The organism is Paenibacillus sp. FSL L8-0333, assembly GCF_037965665.1.
GTDB lineage: Bacteria > Bacillota > Bacilli > Paenibacillales > Paenibacillaceae > Paenibacillus_AQ > Paenibacillus_AQ odorifer.
On sequence record NZ_CP150186.1, the window covers coordinates 1,870,919 to 1,885,001 of the forward strand.

Genomic DNA, 14,083 nt, shown 5'->3' on the forward strand with positions numbered 1-14,083 from the left:
GTGTAATCTATTCCACGATGATAGTAGCTCTCATTCCGCTATGTCCGGAGCCACACATAATGGAACAGGTCATTTCGAAAGTTCCAGCTTCCTCTGGTACGATCACCTTTGAGGATTTTTTTTCATTAAGCTGCAGCTCGAACTCAGGAATAAGGATACCGTGATTGCCGTCATCATTTTTAAAAATGATTTTGACGGGTACACCCTTTTTTAGATGATATTCTTCCTGATCAAAGCTGTAATTCGTAGCTGTAATTATGAGTTCTGTTTCTGCCTCGATCTCCGGCTCCGATGTGTTAGCATTGCCAGCAGCACTATCATTGCTGTTCCCACAGGCTGTAAGTGCTATAACGAACACCATTGAAAGTAGAATTGCAAATTTTTTAATGATCTAAATCCCCTCCCAAGAAGTCCAAGCATAGTGAAAATGTGACAATTATGTAGACATCATAACTTAAAATTTAAGAAAGCGCTTTGATTAAATGTGAAAAATCTGTGAACAGGCAGACTGTTCAAACTTTGTCGTAAATTGCAAAAAAATGATGAAAATATAACTAAAATTTATTATAATGAAAGCTATTACATTAACGTCTAAAAGTAGGGGATACATATTACAAGTATTAACGATGCGCTAAGTACGGAGGTTTGGCACCGTAGAATCTTAAAAGGCTATTGGATGGTAGTCATTCTTTTATTAATCTCACAGTTGCTGTTTTTGTCGAATATTGACCGACTCCAAATAAAAACAACAATGGACACGAACCTGTGGCATTTATTTATAGCCTGTAATTTACTAATTGTGGTCCTTATGATTACTGCGGAGCTGTGGCTGCGTTATAGTAAACAGTCCCCTAAATATGGGGTGGTTAGCTGTGGTTTTTTAGTGTCCTACCTTATGTATTTTGTATTAGAGCCTTTTGTTGACGGTGCTCAGATGACACTTATGATGCCGATTATGGTTGCTCTTATTTATTTTGATCGTAAGCTCCTGTACATAATGGGGTTATTTAGTATTGTGTTTTATGCTGGGGTATATTTTGGGTTGGAACGGCCATTCCTACATAAACCGCTGCTTGAATTCTTGATGGTAGAGTGTGTATTTTTGGTATTTGTGCTGATGGCTATTGCAGTAATTATTCGTGCTCGTGAAGCGCGTATAAATTTAGAGAGATTAACGAAGGCGGGCCAAGATCTAATGGTGGAGAGGGCTATTTCGGATAAGCTGCTGAAGATTGACGCACTTACTGGACTCTATAATCATAAAACCTTTCATGAATATTTGGATTCATTATTGGAGCAATGTGAAAGCAACAACCTTCAACTGCAGCTGGCTCTTTTCGATATTGATAACTTCAAGCAAGTGAATGATACCTACGGACACAGGGTTGGAGACCTTGTGCTTAAGGTGATAGCGGACAAGGTAGGCGGTATGATTGAATTAAATGATTTTGCGGCTAGGTATGGCGGGGAAGAGTTCGCTGTGATTTTTACAGATAAAAGTTTCTCGGAGTCCTATGAAGCAGTAGAAAAATTACGGAAAAATATTGCTCAAATTGAACATTTGCAGGCTGGGAACAAGCCGATTACCGTTAGCATTGGAATTTGTGATTATCAGCTTGGGGATGGGAAAGAGCTTCTCTTCCGTAAAACAGACAAGGCGCTTTATACCGCTAAAAAGCAAGGCAAGAACAGAGTGGTCAACTGTGCTGAAAGTCATAAAGAGGAGATTGTGTCTTTTGCATAAAAACAACACAGAACCCCTTATTGCCGGAGAAGAACCGGGAATAAGGGGTTCTGTGTTGTGAAGAGCTTTTGTTACTTAGCGGCCTCAAATGGAGTGGATACCGGCAGGAACAAGTCGATAATCCCAATGACCAGAGCTGCTAAAATGGCACCCAGAATGGATACGCTGACTCCGCTGACTACGAATTGAGCGACCCAGATAACTACCGCACTGACAATAAAGCCGACGATACCGCGACCGAAAGGCGTTGCTTTTTTTCCGAAGATTCCTTCGACTACCCAGCCGAGTAGCGCAATCACCAGTGCAAGGATTAGAGCGCTCCAGAACCCACCAACCGTGAACTGTGGAACAATCCAGCCAACAACCATCAGAACAAGCGCTGCGACCACAAAACGACCAACATGACTTAAGAAATTCACTGTACTAACCTCCTTTGGCCCATGCTAAGGATATGTGCAGTTCTTATTGTGACCTTATTACGTGATTCTATGCTTAAAAATAAGACCCAAATAGCGAAATTGACCTGAATTCTGTATAATGGAAACATCTATGAAGGGAGCTGTGACTGTAATTGGACGACAAAATTTTGCATACGCTTGAATATCGCAAGATTTTAAATAAATTAATGCAATATACGCAAACCCCCATGGGGAGATTGGCTGCTGAGCAGCTAAGACCCTCCGGCGATTTCGAAGGCGTGAAGAAGCTGCTTCAAGCCACGGATGAAGCGGCTAATGTGGACCGCCTGAAGGGTATTCCTTCGTTCGGCGGGGTAAGCGATATTCGAGCTGCACTAAAACGTGCGTCTATAGGCGGAATGCTGGGAACAACTGAGCTGCTGGCCGTTGGAAATACCATTGGCGGCGCACGCAGAGTCAAACGTTTCCTGGCAGCTATGCATGAGGAAGAAAAGATTGAGCTCCTGTTCTCACTGAGCGACGTTTTATCGGAGCAAAAACATGTGGAAGATGCCATCCGCTTATGTATAGACGAGAATGCTGATGTACTTGATACAGCTAGTTCTGAGCTGGCTAACATTCGCCGTGAATTGCGCGGAGGAGAGACCAGAATTCGTGAGAAGCTGGATTCGATGATTCGTTCGTCTTCAGTAGCGAAAATGCTGCAGGATCAGCTGGTAACCATTCGTGGTGATCGGTTTGTTATTCCTGTAAAAGCGGAGTACCGTGCCCATTTCGGCGGTATCGTACATGATCAGTCTGGATCAGGAGCGACTTTATTTATCGAGCCAGAGTCTATTGTGGCGATGAATAATAAACTTCGTGAAACACGGCTGCGCGAGGAACGGGAAATGGAGATCATTTTACACAGGCTGACGGCACTTGTAGCCGACATTGCGGAAGAAATGACCTACGATATTGATATTCTGGGAGAACTGGACTTCATCTTCTCCAAGGCGCGTCTTGCTCGTGATATGAAGGCTACTCAGCCGCGCATGAATGACCGCGGTTATCTTAAGCTGCGCAAAGGGCGGCATCCGCTTATTCCAGCGGAGCATGTGGTTCCTTTGGACGTGGAGCTGGGCAATCAATACAGCTCAATTATCGTAACCGGACCGAATACCGGTGGTAAGACCGTTACCCTCAAAACCATCGGCTTGTTAAGCTTAATGTCGATGTCCGGCTTGTTTATTCCAGCAGAGGAAGGCAGCCAGATGTGTGTATTTGATGCCATTTATGCTGATATTGGCGATGAACAGAGCATTGAGCAAAGTCTGAGTACCTTCTCTAGTCATATGACTAATATTATCTCCATTCTGCGTAGAATGACTCCTAAGAGCCTTATTCTGCTTGATGAAGTGGGTGCTGGAACCGACCCGGCAGAAGGCTCTGCGCTGGCAATTGCCATTCTGGAGCATATTCACCGGATCGAATGCCGGATGGTCGCAACAACACATTATAGCGAATTGAAAGCTTACGCTTATGAGCGTAAGGGAGTCATCAATGCCAGTATGGAATTTGATGTCCAGACCCTTAGCCCAACCTATCGCTTGTTGATCGGCGTACCGGGACGAAGCAACGCTTTTGCGATTGCTGAGCGTCTAGGCCTGCCTCATGCGATTCTGGAGCATGCCCGCGGTGAAGTGAAGGAAGAAGATCTGCGCGTGGAGCATATGATTGCTTCTCTCGAAGAGAATCGGCTGGGAGCGGAACAGGAGCATGAACGTGCAGAGGGCATCCGCCGTGAAGTGGAGGAGCTACGCAGCAGACAACAGCAAGAGCTTGAGAAGCTGGAAAGCCAGCGCGAGAAACGCCTCGAGAAGGCAGAGAAGGACGCCAGCGCGATCCTGGACAAAGCGCGTAAGGAAGCTGAGGAAATTATCAGTGATTTGCGCCGCTTGGCTATGGAAGAAGGAGCTTCAGTTAAAGAGCATAAGCTGATTGAAGCGCGGCGACGTCTGGATGAAGCTGAGCCATCACCGCGCAAGAAGGCTGCTACCCGCAAGACTGCCAAGGCCCCACGGACAATTGGTCCTGGAGATGAAGTGAAAGTCGACAGCTTGAACCAAAAGGGCTTTGTGGTGGAGCTAAGCGGTACTAAAGAGGCGCTGGTGCAGTTTGGCATTATGAAGATGAAGGTAAGGCTGGATGATTTGGAATTGCTCTCCTCGAAGGCAACAGCTGCGCCAACGGCCCTTCGCCATGCGACAACCGTCAAACGTTCCCGTGATGAGAACATTCGCAGTGAACTGGATTTGCGCGGGACTAACCTGGAGGAAGCTATCATGGAAACAGATCGTTTTATCGATGAAGCCTTTTTAGGTAATCTGGGCCAAATCGCCATCATTCATGGTAAAGGAACGGGTGTGCTGCGCACAGGAATTCAGGAATATTTGCGTAAGCACAAGCATGTGAAGAGTTATCGGCTCGGGAATTATAACGAAGGCGGCGCGGGCGTAACTGTGGCTGAGCTGCAATAGCGGGATTTCCCGGCAGAAAGAAGGGGAAAGCGTGCAAGAAGATATTGATCTTTTGCTGGGTCATCCGCTAGGTGCCTTGCTTGGCTACTTCGCAGTGGCGATTCTTGGGCTAGTTGTATTTCTGTCTTTTTTTGAAATGGTAACGAAATATAATTGCTGGGAAGAAATACGTAAGGGAAACCTGGCAGTGGCAATGGCCACAGGCGGTAAAATCTTCGGGATTTGCAACGTACTGCGTTTCAGCATTGAAGCTGGTGTTTCAATTTATGAGACCATGAAGTGGTCCGTCGTCGGTTTTTTGCTGCTGCTGCTTGCCTATTTTTTATTTGAATTTCTGACCCCTGTATTCTCTATTGACGAGGAGATCGCTGCGGATAACCGTGCTGTTGGACTTATTGCCATGCTGATCTCGGTATCGTTGTCTTATGTAATTGGTGCGGCTATTTTTTAAATCCGTCCTTATCAGGACACCCTGCAAAGGATTATGGATCTGGACAAGCTTTGAAATGAGCAGTCCCACTCTTTGTGGGGTATCTTAGGAGGAAATCATGAAGATTCTCACCCGAGTTCTGTTTCTGTCAGCGATTGCTTTTATAGCAGCCGGTATTATTTATTTAATGATGAATTAAATTTAAAAGTGAAAGTATGAAGGAGATTAAAAAGATGGAAACAACTGTATGCCCTTGGTGTCATACTGAAATTGTATGGGATGAGGAATTTGGACCTGAGGAGAATTGTCCTCACTGTAACAATGAGCTTAGCGGATACCGCACGGTCACTGTTGGGATTGACGGCATCGAAGAAGAAGAAGTAGAGGAAGTCGTAGAAGAACCCAAACAAGAGGTTGTTAATGACGATGATCTTTGGGGAGAGCCTGATAAAGACAGCGTAGTTCCAATCTACAATACGCTTAATCAATTCGGCGATGATTATGATTTGAACAAGTACGAAGAGAGTGTTTCAGCTATTCTAGCCATTCAGGAGGAGGCTCCGGAATGTACTCAATGCCATGAGCTTACGATCCTTGCGGGTAAGCAGCCTGTGAGCAGCTTTGAGCCGTCTGCTCCAGCAACATTAGGTAAATCGGTATTAACCGCTCCATTCTCACTCAATGTTTACGTGTGTCCTTCATGCTTCCATGTTCAGCACAGTCTGGCACAGGAAGATCGTATTCAGCTCGTACGCAATTTGAGCAACGCTCAGGCGTAAGGTTAAGCATATAAAAAAAGGGGCTGTCCCATAAGCTTATAGCTGCTGGGGCGTGCTCCTTTTTTTGGACCTTACTTGACCGTTGTCGAAAGCGTGCGTATATGTAATCACTGACGGATGCGCATAGTAACCCGCAAACGGACACAGCCGACCTTAAGCGCAACATTATTCGATATTTGGAATGCTATCGGACTCCAGTGCAGCTATTGGTCTGAAAAACGCCTAAATATGGGCCTCTTTCCAAGGATAGTATCACTGGAGTCCGAAACCTTGTTTTAAAGGCTAAGAACATGTAAATAACGTCAATTGAGTCCGCAAGCTCCATGGAATGATGGATTTACGATTAAAGCAGGCAAAATTAAAAGCAGGATTGTCCCAAAAGCCGTGAGCGGCTACGTGGGAGAGTCCCTTTTTTATTTTCTATGCTAATCAGCTTTGTTTCATCACGTCCAAATTCTTAGAAGGAGAGGGTTTGGCTGACCGGGTGAGTGAGAATAAATCTAACTCAGGCCGATGTTTGCCGGCAATCGTATCCGTTAACAACTCCGCAGCGATCATACTGTACACAGTCCCATTGCCTCCGTAGCCCTCGATGAAATAACAGTGAGGGAACTTTGGATGGGGGCCGATATATGGGAGTCCATCACGAGTAGAACCGAACACAGCACCCCAGGAGTACTCCAGCTCAATGCCTTTGATTTCTGGAAATAAGGCCTCAAGCTCCTCAAGCAATTTTTGACCTTGAGAGATTACCCGGACCTCACGACGTTCAGGGTCTGTCAGCTGCTCATCCTTGCCTCCCGCAATAATCCTGCCTTCAGGAGTTGTCCGAAAATATAAATAAGGGCGGGCTGTCTCCCACAGCAGGCTACGCTCATGCCATTTTGGAAGATCCTTTAAAGGTTTGGTCATCACTGCATACGTGTTGATCAGCTCAGCGCCCCGGTCTTTTTTGAACTCTTGTGTTTCATAACCCATTGCAAAAATAACATCCTTGGCAATAATCCGGCCATTTTCTGTGTGGCAAATCACGCCATCCTTAGTAAACTCATAATGTTTCGCTTCGCTCTGTTCAAAGACGCGTACACCATTCGACGCTGCCTTGGCGATTAAGCTGTGCACCGTTCGATAAGGATTCGCTTCGGCATCCCCACGTGAATAAAGTCCTGCTGGTTTTGAAAAAGAGTATAGAGCTGCAATCTTTTCCTCTTCCCAGAATTCAGAATCGAAACCATTAGCTGCGAGATTCTCATATTCTTCCCGCAATGCAGGTACATCCTCTGATGTGCTGGCATATAAAAGACTGCTGCGTGGAATGATCTGTGGATCGATATCGAGCTTGTCCGGCAGGTCCAGAATGTTCCTAACCCCAGCTTGGCATAACTGATAAAAGAGCAAACCGTTCTTTTGCCCAAAAGTGTTCATACATGAGGTTAATGATTTATCGTTGGAAATTTGCAGGAGCCCTGTGTTAGCATGCGAGCTGCCGCTACCGACCCGTTTTTTTTCAATCAGAACAGTATCCGCTCCACTTAAGGACAAACGATAGGAAGCCATTGCTCCACCCATTCCCGCGCCTACAACCAGACAATCACAATGAATAGTACCTTCTAGAGTGGGGTAAGTCGGAGGGTTCTGTAAAGTGCTAGACCAAGGTGTGTTTCCACTATTTAAATTCATGAATTGTTCGCTCCTTCATTCGTGCCGTGATTAGTATTGGCGGCAATTTATCGTCTCATTCGCAGCGTGTTCTTATTTCTGTCATAACTCTCTAGTGCTTTTCGGCAAATAAATAGCGCGCTTAAGCGGCATACTAATGCCTGTTTGAATCAACTACAAGGAGGGACTACAACAAATGCAATCAACGCAAATGCAAGCGCTAAGTGGTAAAGAATTGGAATATATCGCTGACTCCATCTCCAATGAGGACTTGCTTCTTAAGCAATGTGCAGCAACGGCTGCGACAACACAGAATCAACAGGTTCGTCAAATTTGTATGCAGCATATGCAAAATCACACCAAGCACATGACTGAGCTCACTCAGTTAATCCAACAACATCAACAATACGCGCCAACAAGCCCACAATAATTGCAATATTAATTCTAAGGAGGTTATTTAATGAACGCGCAAAATACTGGAGCATTTATGCCGGATGAGGATTTACTAAACACCATTTTGTGTGATTTGAAGCGGACCGTACGCGAATATGCTACAGCTGCTACAGAATCAGCATGTCCAGCGGTTCGTAGGGTTTTTAATACTATGACCATGGACACACTGCAACTCCAAGGTGATTTATACACGCATATGTCTCAATTGAATATGTATCCTGCACCTGCAAAAGCATTGCGCCAAGATGTGGACAAGCAGCTTCAAACCGCACAGCAAATGCAACAGCAAACAGGGCAATTCGTTCAACAAAAAACAGGGCAATTTGGCGCATCCGCTCAGAATGCTCATATTCCGGCTAACGGACAACATCAGCCTTCTCATTTAATGTAACCATGATGGTTGGCGAATGAAGCAAATCGCTTCATGTGTGTGGAGCTAACGCCCGTTTTTACTGGTTAAATCCGGTAGAACGGGCGTTTTTTCTATATTTGTGAGTATGCTCTATATAAACTCAGCCTTTCATGGGAGCTCCTATAGGGTTATTTTGTTTGCAGAGATGCACATTTCATGTCATATTAGTATTAAACTCTTTTCGCGGGGCGACGCATTAATAGCGTACCGTCATTGGCGAACTATCCGGAGGGAAGGCATGAAGGAAATGAACGAGCTTAAGAGGAAAGTGCTGGAACTGCTTAAGGAAGACGCGAGAAGATCTACTGCACTCTTGGCAACGCTGCTTGGCGCGGAGGAAGAAGATGTGAAGACTGCGATTGAGCAGTTGGAGAAAGATCATGTCATTGTAAAATATGCTGCCGTTGTAAACTGGGATAAAGTGGACGATGAGAAGGTAACCGCACTGATTGAGGTGCAGATTACGCCTGAACGAGGGCGTGGTTTTGAAGGAATTGCCGAGCGAATCTACCTGTATCCACAGGTCAAATCAGTTTATCTGATGTCTGGTGCTTATGATCTTCTGGTGGAAGTGGAAGGCCGGAATTTACGTGAAGTAGCCAATTTCGTATCTGAGAAGCTGTCTCCAATCGATTCAGTACTTTCAACCAAAACGAATTTTACCCTTAAAAAATACAAACAGGACGGGATCATCTTCGAAGAGCATGAAGAAGACAACCGTCTGATGATCTCTCCATAAAGGAAGTAATCATATGATCACGAATAAATCGCAGCTAACTGGAGAAGACAGCAAATCAATGGATTCTTATTTGGCCCCGTTGGTACAGCAAATTCAACCTTCGGGTATCCGCAAGTTTTTTGATCTGGCTGCAGGTAGCAAGGATATCATCTCTCTGGGAGTCGGAGAGCCTGACTTTAAGACCCCCTGGCATGTTAGAGAGGCTTGTGTCTATTCGCTGGAAAGAGGGTTTACAGGGTATACATCCAATGCAGGGATGCCTGAACTGCGGGAAGGGATCGCAAATTACTTACACAGCCGTTTTGCTGTGGAATATGATCCTGCCAATCAAATTATTGCAACCGTTGGCGGGAGTGAGGCCATCGACTTGGCGCTACGTGCGCTGATTTCACCGGGGGATGAAATTCTGATTCCGGAGCCTTGTTATATCTCTTATTCGCCGATTACCGCGATTGGTGGAGGGATACCTGTAGGTATTGAAACGGTTGGTGAGAATAACTTTAAACTTACTGCGGAAAGCCTGGAAGCCAAAATCACTCCGCGCTCCAAGGTTCTGATTTTGTGTTACCCAAGTAACCCTACGGGAAGTGTAATGACCCGAGAAGATTGGGAGCCGATTGCTAAGGTAGTAGAGAAACATGATCTTATAGTGATTTCAGATGAGATTTATGCAGAGTTGTCTTATGGCATTAATCACGTCAGCTTTGCCTCTTTACCAGGCATGATAGACCGTACGATTCTGGTTAGCGGCTTCTCCAAAGCTTTTGCAATGACCGGATGGCGGATGGGTTATGCTTGTGGTCACCCGGATCTTATCGCTGCAATGCTTAAGATTCACCAGTACACTGTGATGTGTGCTCCTTCTATGGGACAGGTGGCTGCACTTGAAGCGCTGACCAATGGTATGGAAGAGAAGGACCGGATGGTAGATTCCTATAATCAACGGCGGAGGTTGGTCGTCAAAGGCCTACGCGATGCGGGGCTGGAGTGCCATGAGCCGCAGGGCGCCTTCTACGCTTTCCCAAGCGTGCGCAAGACAGGGCTGACTTCTGATCAATTTGCTCAGCGGCTTTTGCTTGAATACAAGGTTGCAGCTGTGCCTGGAAGTGTCTTTGGATTAGGTGGAGAAGGTTACTTGCGCTGTTCCTACGCCACATCAGTATCCCAACTGAACGAAGCAGTAGAACGCATTGGTGCTTTTGTCACAAAGCTTACACGTGAGAGAACGGATTAGTGAAAATTGAACTATAGCCGATCATACAATCCTATGGTATTATTTTACTTTGAGAGTAATTAGCCCCTATAATAGAACTTACAAGGATCCATTTACTCTGGAACTAAGCGTTGCTTTGAAGTTGCTTTATTTAACTTTTATGCTATTTTGCAGCACGCGCTCAATAATACTTTTGGGAGGGATGATTGTGCTTAGCGCCGATTATTACTTACCTTCCTATGGTGGGAAATGTTTCTCTGGAAATGGGAAAATACCCCCCAAGGGTGATGCTTCTGCTCGCATACTCTCTCTGGAAGATGAAATTAGAATACTCCGCAGCAAGATGGAGCAGCTTTTCCTGCAGGAAAAATCATTCACTTCGGATAATGTGATTGAAATTAGCAGTTTATTGGACCTCAAAATAAATGAGTACATGAAGGGGCGTCCGGCTGGAAAATAGTGCTGCTGAATGCTCTTGAGAGGACCCTAGGGTCCTCTTTTTGTTGTTCACTCTTACTAATGACGGTGTTATTGTGTATACTCTTAATTTGCTATCTTTATTGCCTTCCTTATAGCAGAAAGCTTAAACTATCAGTATGTGATTTCAAGAATGGATAGGAGGCTTAAACCATGGCGATTTATACACGTACGGGTGATGCAGGTCAGACTTCAGTGATTGGCGGCCGGGTCGGCAAGGATGATGTCCGCGTCGAGGCCTACGGAACGATCGATGAGCTGAATTGTTTTGTAGGGCAAGCACGAAGCCTGATGGAAAGTGATAATTTCGACGATGTCCGCGAGCAATTGCTCGAAATACAGCATGAGCTGTTTGATTGCGGCACGGATTTAGCATTTGTTAAACTTGCTGACGGTGGTCAATATATGGTGACAAGTGAGATGGCTCAGCGGCTGGAAGGCTGGATAGATTCTCTACAAGAGGAGAATCCACCACTAGAGAAATTTATCCTGCCAGGAGGTAGTCAGCTGGCTTCGGTTCTACATGTATGCCGCACGGTTTGCCGTCGTGCGGAACGCCGGGCAGTTACCTTAGGGCGAAATGCGGACATAAACCCAGAAGCGGTGATTTATCTCAATCGATTGTCGGATTATTTTTTCGCGTTGGCTAGAACGGCTAATACACGGTCAGGGATTACTGATGTAGAATACATCCGTAGTAAAAAGGTGTTTCGAGACTAATATGACAAGCTATTATTCACCCATTACTTATATCATACCGCCAGAAGAGGATGACTTCCTGCTGAAGACAATCCTGCACAAACGGATGGATGTCTCACGCAAGCTACTCTCCCGGCTGAAGCAGACGGAACAAGGCATTACATTAAATGGTGAACGTGTATACATTAGTGTGCATGTTAAGGCAGGAGATACCGTGCAGATCCGCATGGAAACGGAGACTTCGGATGATATTTTACCGCAGCCGATTCCATTCGAGATTCTATTTGAAGATGAACATCTGCTAGTGGTTAACAAGGCAGCGGGAATTATAGTTCATCCAACACATGGACATTACACCGACACGCTTGCCAATGGCGTGGTTTATTATTGGGCGCAGAAGAATGAACGCTTCCGTTTCCGGCCTGTTCACCGCCTGGATCAGGAAACCTCCGGTGTGTTAGTGATCGCCAAAAATCCATACAGCCATCAGCATATTTCCGAGCAGATGATCGCCGGTACTGTGGATAAGCGTTACGCTGCATTTGTTCATGGGGTTCCTGCGGAGCTATCCGGTGATATCGACGGCCCTATCGACCGTGATCCTGAGGAGCCACATCGGCGTATCGTGACACCGGAAGGATATCCTTCCCTAACCCGCTATGAGGTTAAGCAGGTGTATTCGGCCGGCTCCAGAGTTGAACTAAAGCTGGAGAGTGGACGTACGCATCAGATTCGGGTCCATATGACCTCTATCGGCTGTCCACTGATTGGAGACAGCATGTATCGTCATGAGCTGTACAATCTACCAGAATTTACTTCAACGCAAAGCGAGCAGTTGGAGTCCGTTGCAGCACTCGATGCTTCCATACCGCGTCAGGCACTGCACGCAGTGCGTCTGACGTTCAAGCACCCGGTGCTTCTGCAAGAAATGATATTCGAAGCCCCGTTGCCACCTGACATGGCAGTCTTGGAGAAAATATTGGAGCAAGGTCTGACAGCGAATTTGTGATAAAATTATGATTCAGGCGATAGAGTGGCGAAGGGGAAGTTTGGAACTGTAGGAGCGATAGCGACCGCCTTTGTCTGCGGATTTCAACCGTGTTTAACGGTAAAATTGAAGAAATCTGTAGACAACAGCGGCCGGAAGTCCAAACATTCCTTGTAGTTACGGTATTATTAGCCGATTATTAAAGGAGCACAGCATGAGCAAATTAAAAGTATATCAATATCCCAAATGCAGCACCTGCCGCAGCGCAGTGAAATGGTTGCAGGGACAAGGTCATGAGCTGGAGCTTCAGCACATCGTAGAGCAGCCACCTACGGTGGACGAGCTGCGTGAGCTGCTCGCGAACAGCGGCCTTGAGCTGAAGAAGTTTTTTAATACAAGCGGTGAAGTATACAAATCATTAGGTCTGAAGGACAAGCTGCCCCAGCTTACGGAACAGGAGAAGTTAGAGCTGCTCTCAAGCCACGGGATGCTGATCAAACGTCCGATTGTCACCGATGGAGTTAAAGTTACGGTGGGATTCAAAGAAGACCAATATGCCGATACTTGGACTAATGTTTAATATCAATACAACGATCAAGGGAGAGGTTTATAAGTGAGAACAGAAACAATGGGCCGGGTAATGCTTGTAGATGGAATGGCTCTGCTGTTCCGGGCCTTTTATGCGACCTCTTATGGAGGATATATTCGCAAGACAAAAGATGGATTGCCAACGAATGCAGTATATGGATTTTTGCAGTATTTTTTTGATGCAGTAAGTACGTTTGAGCCTTCTCACGTCGTATGCTGCTGGGATATGGGCAAAGGAACGTTCCGCACCGAGAAATATGATGGATACAAATCCAACCGGATCGAAGCTCCGCTGGAATTAATTCCGCAGTTTGACCTAGTAAAAGAAGTGGTGGCTGAGCTAGGTGTGCCAAACATTGGTCTTGCCGGCTATGAAGCAGATGATTGCATAGGTACGCTGGCATCCTGTTACAGCGATAATTCTGAGGTTTACATTCTGACGGGTGACCATGATATGCTGCAGCTTATTGATGAGAATGTTAAAGTCGTCATTATGAAAAAAGGACGCTCCAACTATAAAGTTTATGACCTTGCAGAATTGCTTGAGGATAAAGGTCTAACCCCTAGACAGGTTATTGACCTGAAGGGCTTTATGGGCGATACAAGTGATAATTACCCTGGTGTAAAAGGGATTGGTGAGAAAACCGCGCTGAAGCTGTTAACAGAGTACGGTACAGTTGAAGGTGTAATTGAGAATCTTCACTTGCTCCCTAAAGGTGTACGGTCCAAAATTGAAGCCGACCTAGATATGCTGCATCTATCAAGGGAGCTGGCTGAAATCCGTTGTGATGTGCCTGTGGTCTGTGAGCTGGCAGAAGCTTTATGGCAATTACAGCGGGAAACAGCCGCGCGTAAATTTCAAGAACTGGAATTCGGCAGCCTGATGCATTTGATCGCTGAGGTGCAGGACGAACGGGGAATTGTACAGATTGAGTTAGGTGATCTGGGTTAAGGAGAGAGGTTC

At 45.7% G+C, this 14,083-nt stretch carries 16 protein-coding genes; 13 read left to right on the forward strand and 3 right to left on the reverse strand.

Features of this window, described 5'->3' with window-relative positions; genetic code table 11:
- Positions 1–7 precede the first annotated feature (7 nt).
- Entirely contained in the window at positions 8–361 is a 354-nt protein-coding gene (locus NYE72_RS08080) for a cupredoxin domain-containing protein (protein ID WP_235219496.1), read from the reverse strand.
- Positions 362–676: 315 nt separating this feature from the next.
- Here NYE72_RS08080 and NYE72_RS08085 point away from each other — a divergent pair, with 315 nt between their 5' ends.
- Entirely contained in the window at positions 677–1,744 is a 1,068-nt protein-coding gene (locus tag NYE72_RS08085; protein ID WP_038569534.1) for a GGDEF domain-containing protein, read from the forward strand.
- 71 nt (positions 1,745–1,815) lie between these two features.
- On the opposite strand, the gene NYE72_RS08090 is transcribed toward NYE72_RS08085, so the two are convergent.
- Positions 1,816–2,163 (reverse strand): phage holin family protein, encoded by a 348-nt coding sequence (locus NYE72_RS08090; protein WP_036683548.1) that lies wholly within the window; start codon positions 2,161–2,163, stop codon positions 1,816–1,818.
- A gap of 152 nt (positions 2,164–2,315) precedes the next feature.
- Here NYE72_RS08090 and NYE72_RS08095 point away from each other — a divergent pair, with 152 nt between their 5' ends.
- From NYE72_RS08095 to NYE72_RS08105, 3 genes are all read left to right on the forward strand, one after another.
- On the forward strand, positions 2,316–4,682 hold the full coding sequence (locus NYE72_RS08095) for an endonuclease MutS2 (RefSeq protein ID WP_339211690.1): 2,367 nt from the start codon (positions 2,316–2,318) through the stop codon (positions 4,680–4,682).
- A gap of 31 nt (positions 4,683–4,713) precedes the next feature.
- Entirely contained in the window at positions 4,714–5,133 is a 420-nt protein-coding gene (locus NYE72_RS08100; RefSeq protein ID WP_036683543.1) for a DUF350 domain-containing protein, read from the forward strand.
- Positions 5,134–5,345: 212 nt separating this feature from the next.
- The gene (locus tag NYE72_RS08105; RefSeq protein ID WP_051491295.1) at positions 5,346–5,891 is read left to right on the forward strand and encodes a hypothetical protein; all 546 of its coding nucleotides are present in this window, start codon (positions 5,346–5,348) and stop codon (positions 5,889–5,891) included.
- Positions 5,892–6,320: 429 nt separating this feature from the next.
- Here NYE72_RS08105 and NYE72_RS08110 read toward each other — a convergent pair whose 3' ends face one another.
- Complete coding sequence (locus NYE72_RS08110; RefSeq protein ID WP_339211691.1) at positions 6,321–7,571, reverse strand: FAD-dependent oxidoreductase; 1,251 nt, start codon at positions 7,569–7,571, stop codon at positions 6,321–6,323.
- A gap of 175 nt (positions 7,572–7,746) precedes the next feature.
- Between NYE72_RS08110 and NYE72_RS08115 the strand changes: the two genes are divergently transcribed.
- From NYE72_RS08115 to NYE72_RS08155, 9 genes are all read left to right on the forward strand, one after another.
- A complete protein-coding gene (locus NYE72_RS08115) occupies positions 7,747–7,980 on the forward strand; it encodes a spore coat protein (protein WP_036683535.1) in 234 nt (77 codons plus the stop codon).
- A 30-nt stretch (positions 7,981–8,010) separates the two neighbouring features.
- Positions 8,011–8,394, forward strand: a complete 384-nt coding sequence (locus NYE72_RS08120) for a spore coat protein (RefSeq protein WP_036683532.1) — start codon at positions 8,011–8,013, stop codon at positions 8,392–8,394.
- 259 nt (positions 8,395–8,653) lie between these two features.
- A complete protein-coding gene (locus tag NYE72_RS08125) occupies positions 8,654–9,154 on the forward strand; it encodes an Lrp/AsnC family transcriptional regulator (protein WP_036683529.1) in 501 nt (166 codons plus the stop codon).
- A gap of 13 nt (positions 9,155–9,167) precedes the next feature.
- A complete protein-coding gene (locus NYE72_RS08130) occupies positions 9,168–10,388 on the forward strand; it encodes an aminotransferase class I/II-fold pyridoxal phosphate-dependent enzyme (RefSeq protein ID WP_076297597.1) in 1,221 nt (406 codons plus the stop codon).
- A gap of 250 nt (positions 10,389–10,638) precedes the next feature.
- Positions 10,639–10,827: an aspartyl-phosphate phosphatase Spo0E family protein gene (locus NYE72_RS08135; protein WP_232061510.1), complete on the forward strand. Its 189-nt coding sequence runs from the start codon at positions 10,639–10,641 to the stop codon at positions 10,825–10,827.
- Positions 10,828–10,997: 170 nt separating this feature from the next.
- The gene (locus NYE72_RS08140) at positions 10,998–11,564 is read left to right on the forward strand and encodes a cob(I)yrinic acid a,c-diamide adenosyltransferase (protein WP_036684514.1); all 567 of its coding nucleotides are present in this window, start codon (positions 10,998–11,000) and stop codon (positions 11,562–11,564) included.
- Position 11,565: 1 nt separating this feature from the next.
- Positions 11,566–12,552 carry an RluA family pseudouridine synthase gene (locus NYE72_RS08145; RefSeq protein ID WP_038569539.1) on the forward strand — a complete coding sequence of 329 codons (987 nt, stop codon included), beginning with the start codon at positions 11,566–11,568 and terminating at the stop codon, positions 12,550–12,552.
- A 193-nt stretch (positions 12,553–12,745) separates the two neighbouring features.
- A complete protein-coding gene (locus tag NYE72_RS08150) occupies positions 12,746–13,111 on the forward strand; it encodes an arsenate reductase family protein (protein ID WP_339211692.1) in 366 nt (121 codons plus the stop codon).
- A 48-nt stretch (positions 13,112–13,159) separates the two neighbouring features.
- On the forward strand, positions 13,160–14,071 hold the full coding sequence (locus tag NYE72_RS08155; protein WP_076101643.1) for a 5'-3' exonuclease H3TH domain-containing protein: 912 nt from the start codon (positions 13,160–13,162) through the stop codon (positions 14,069–14,071).
- Positions 14,072–14,083: the final 12 nt, after the last annotated feature.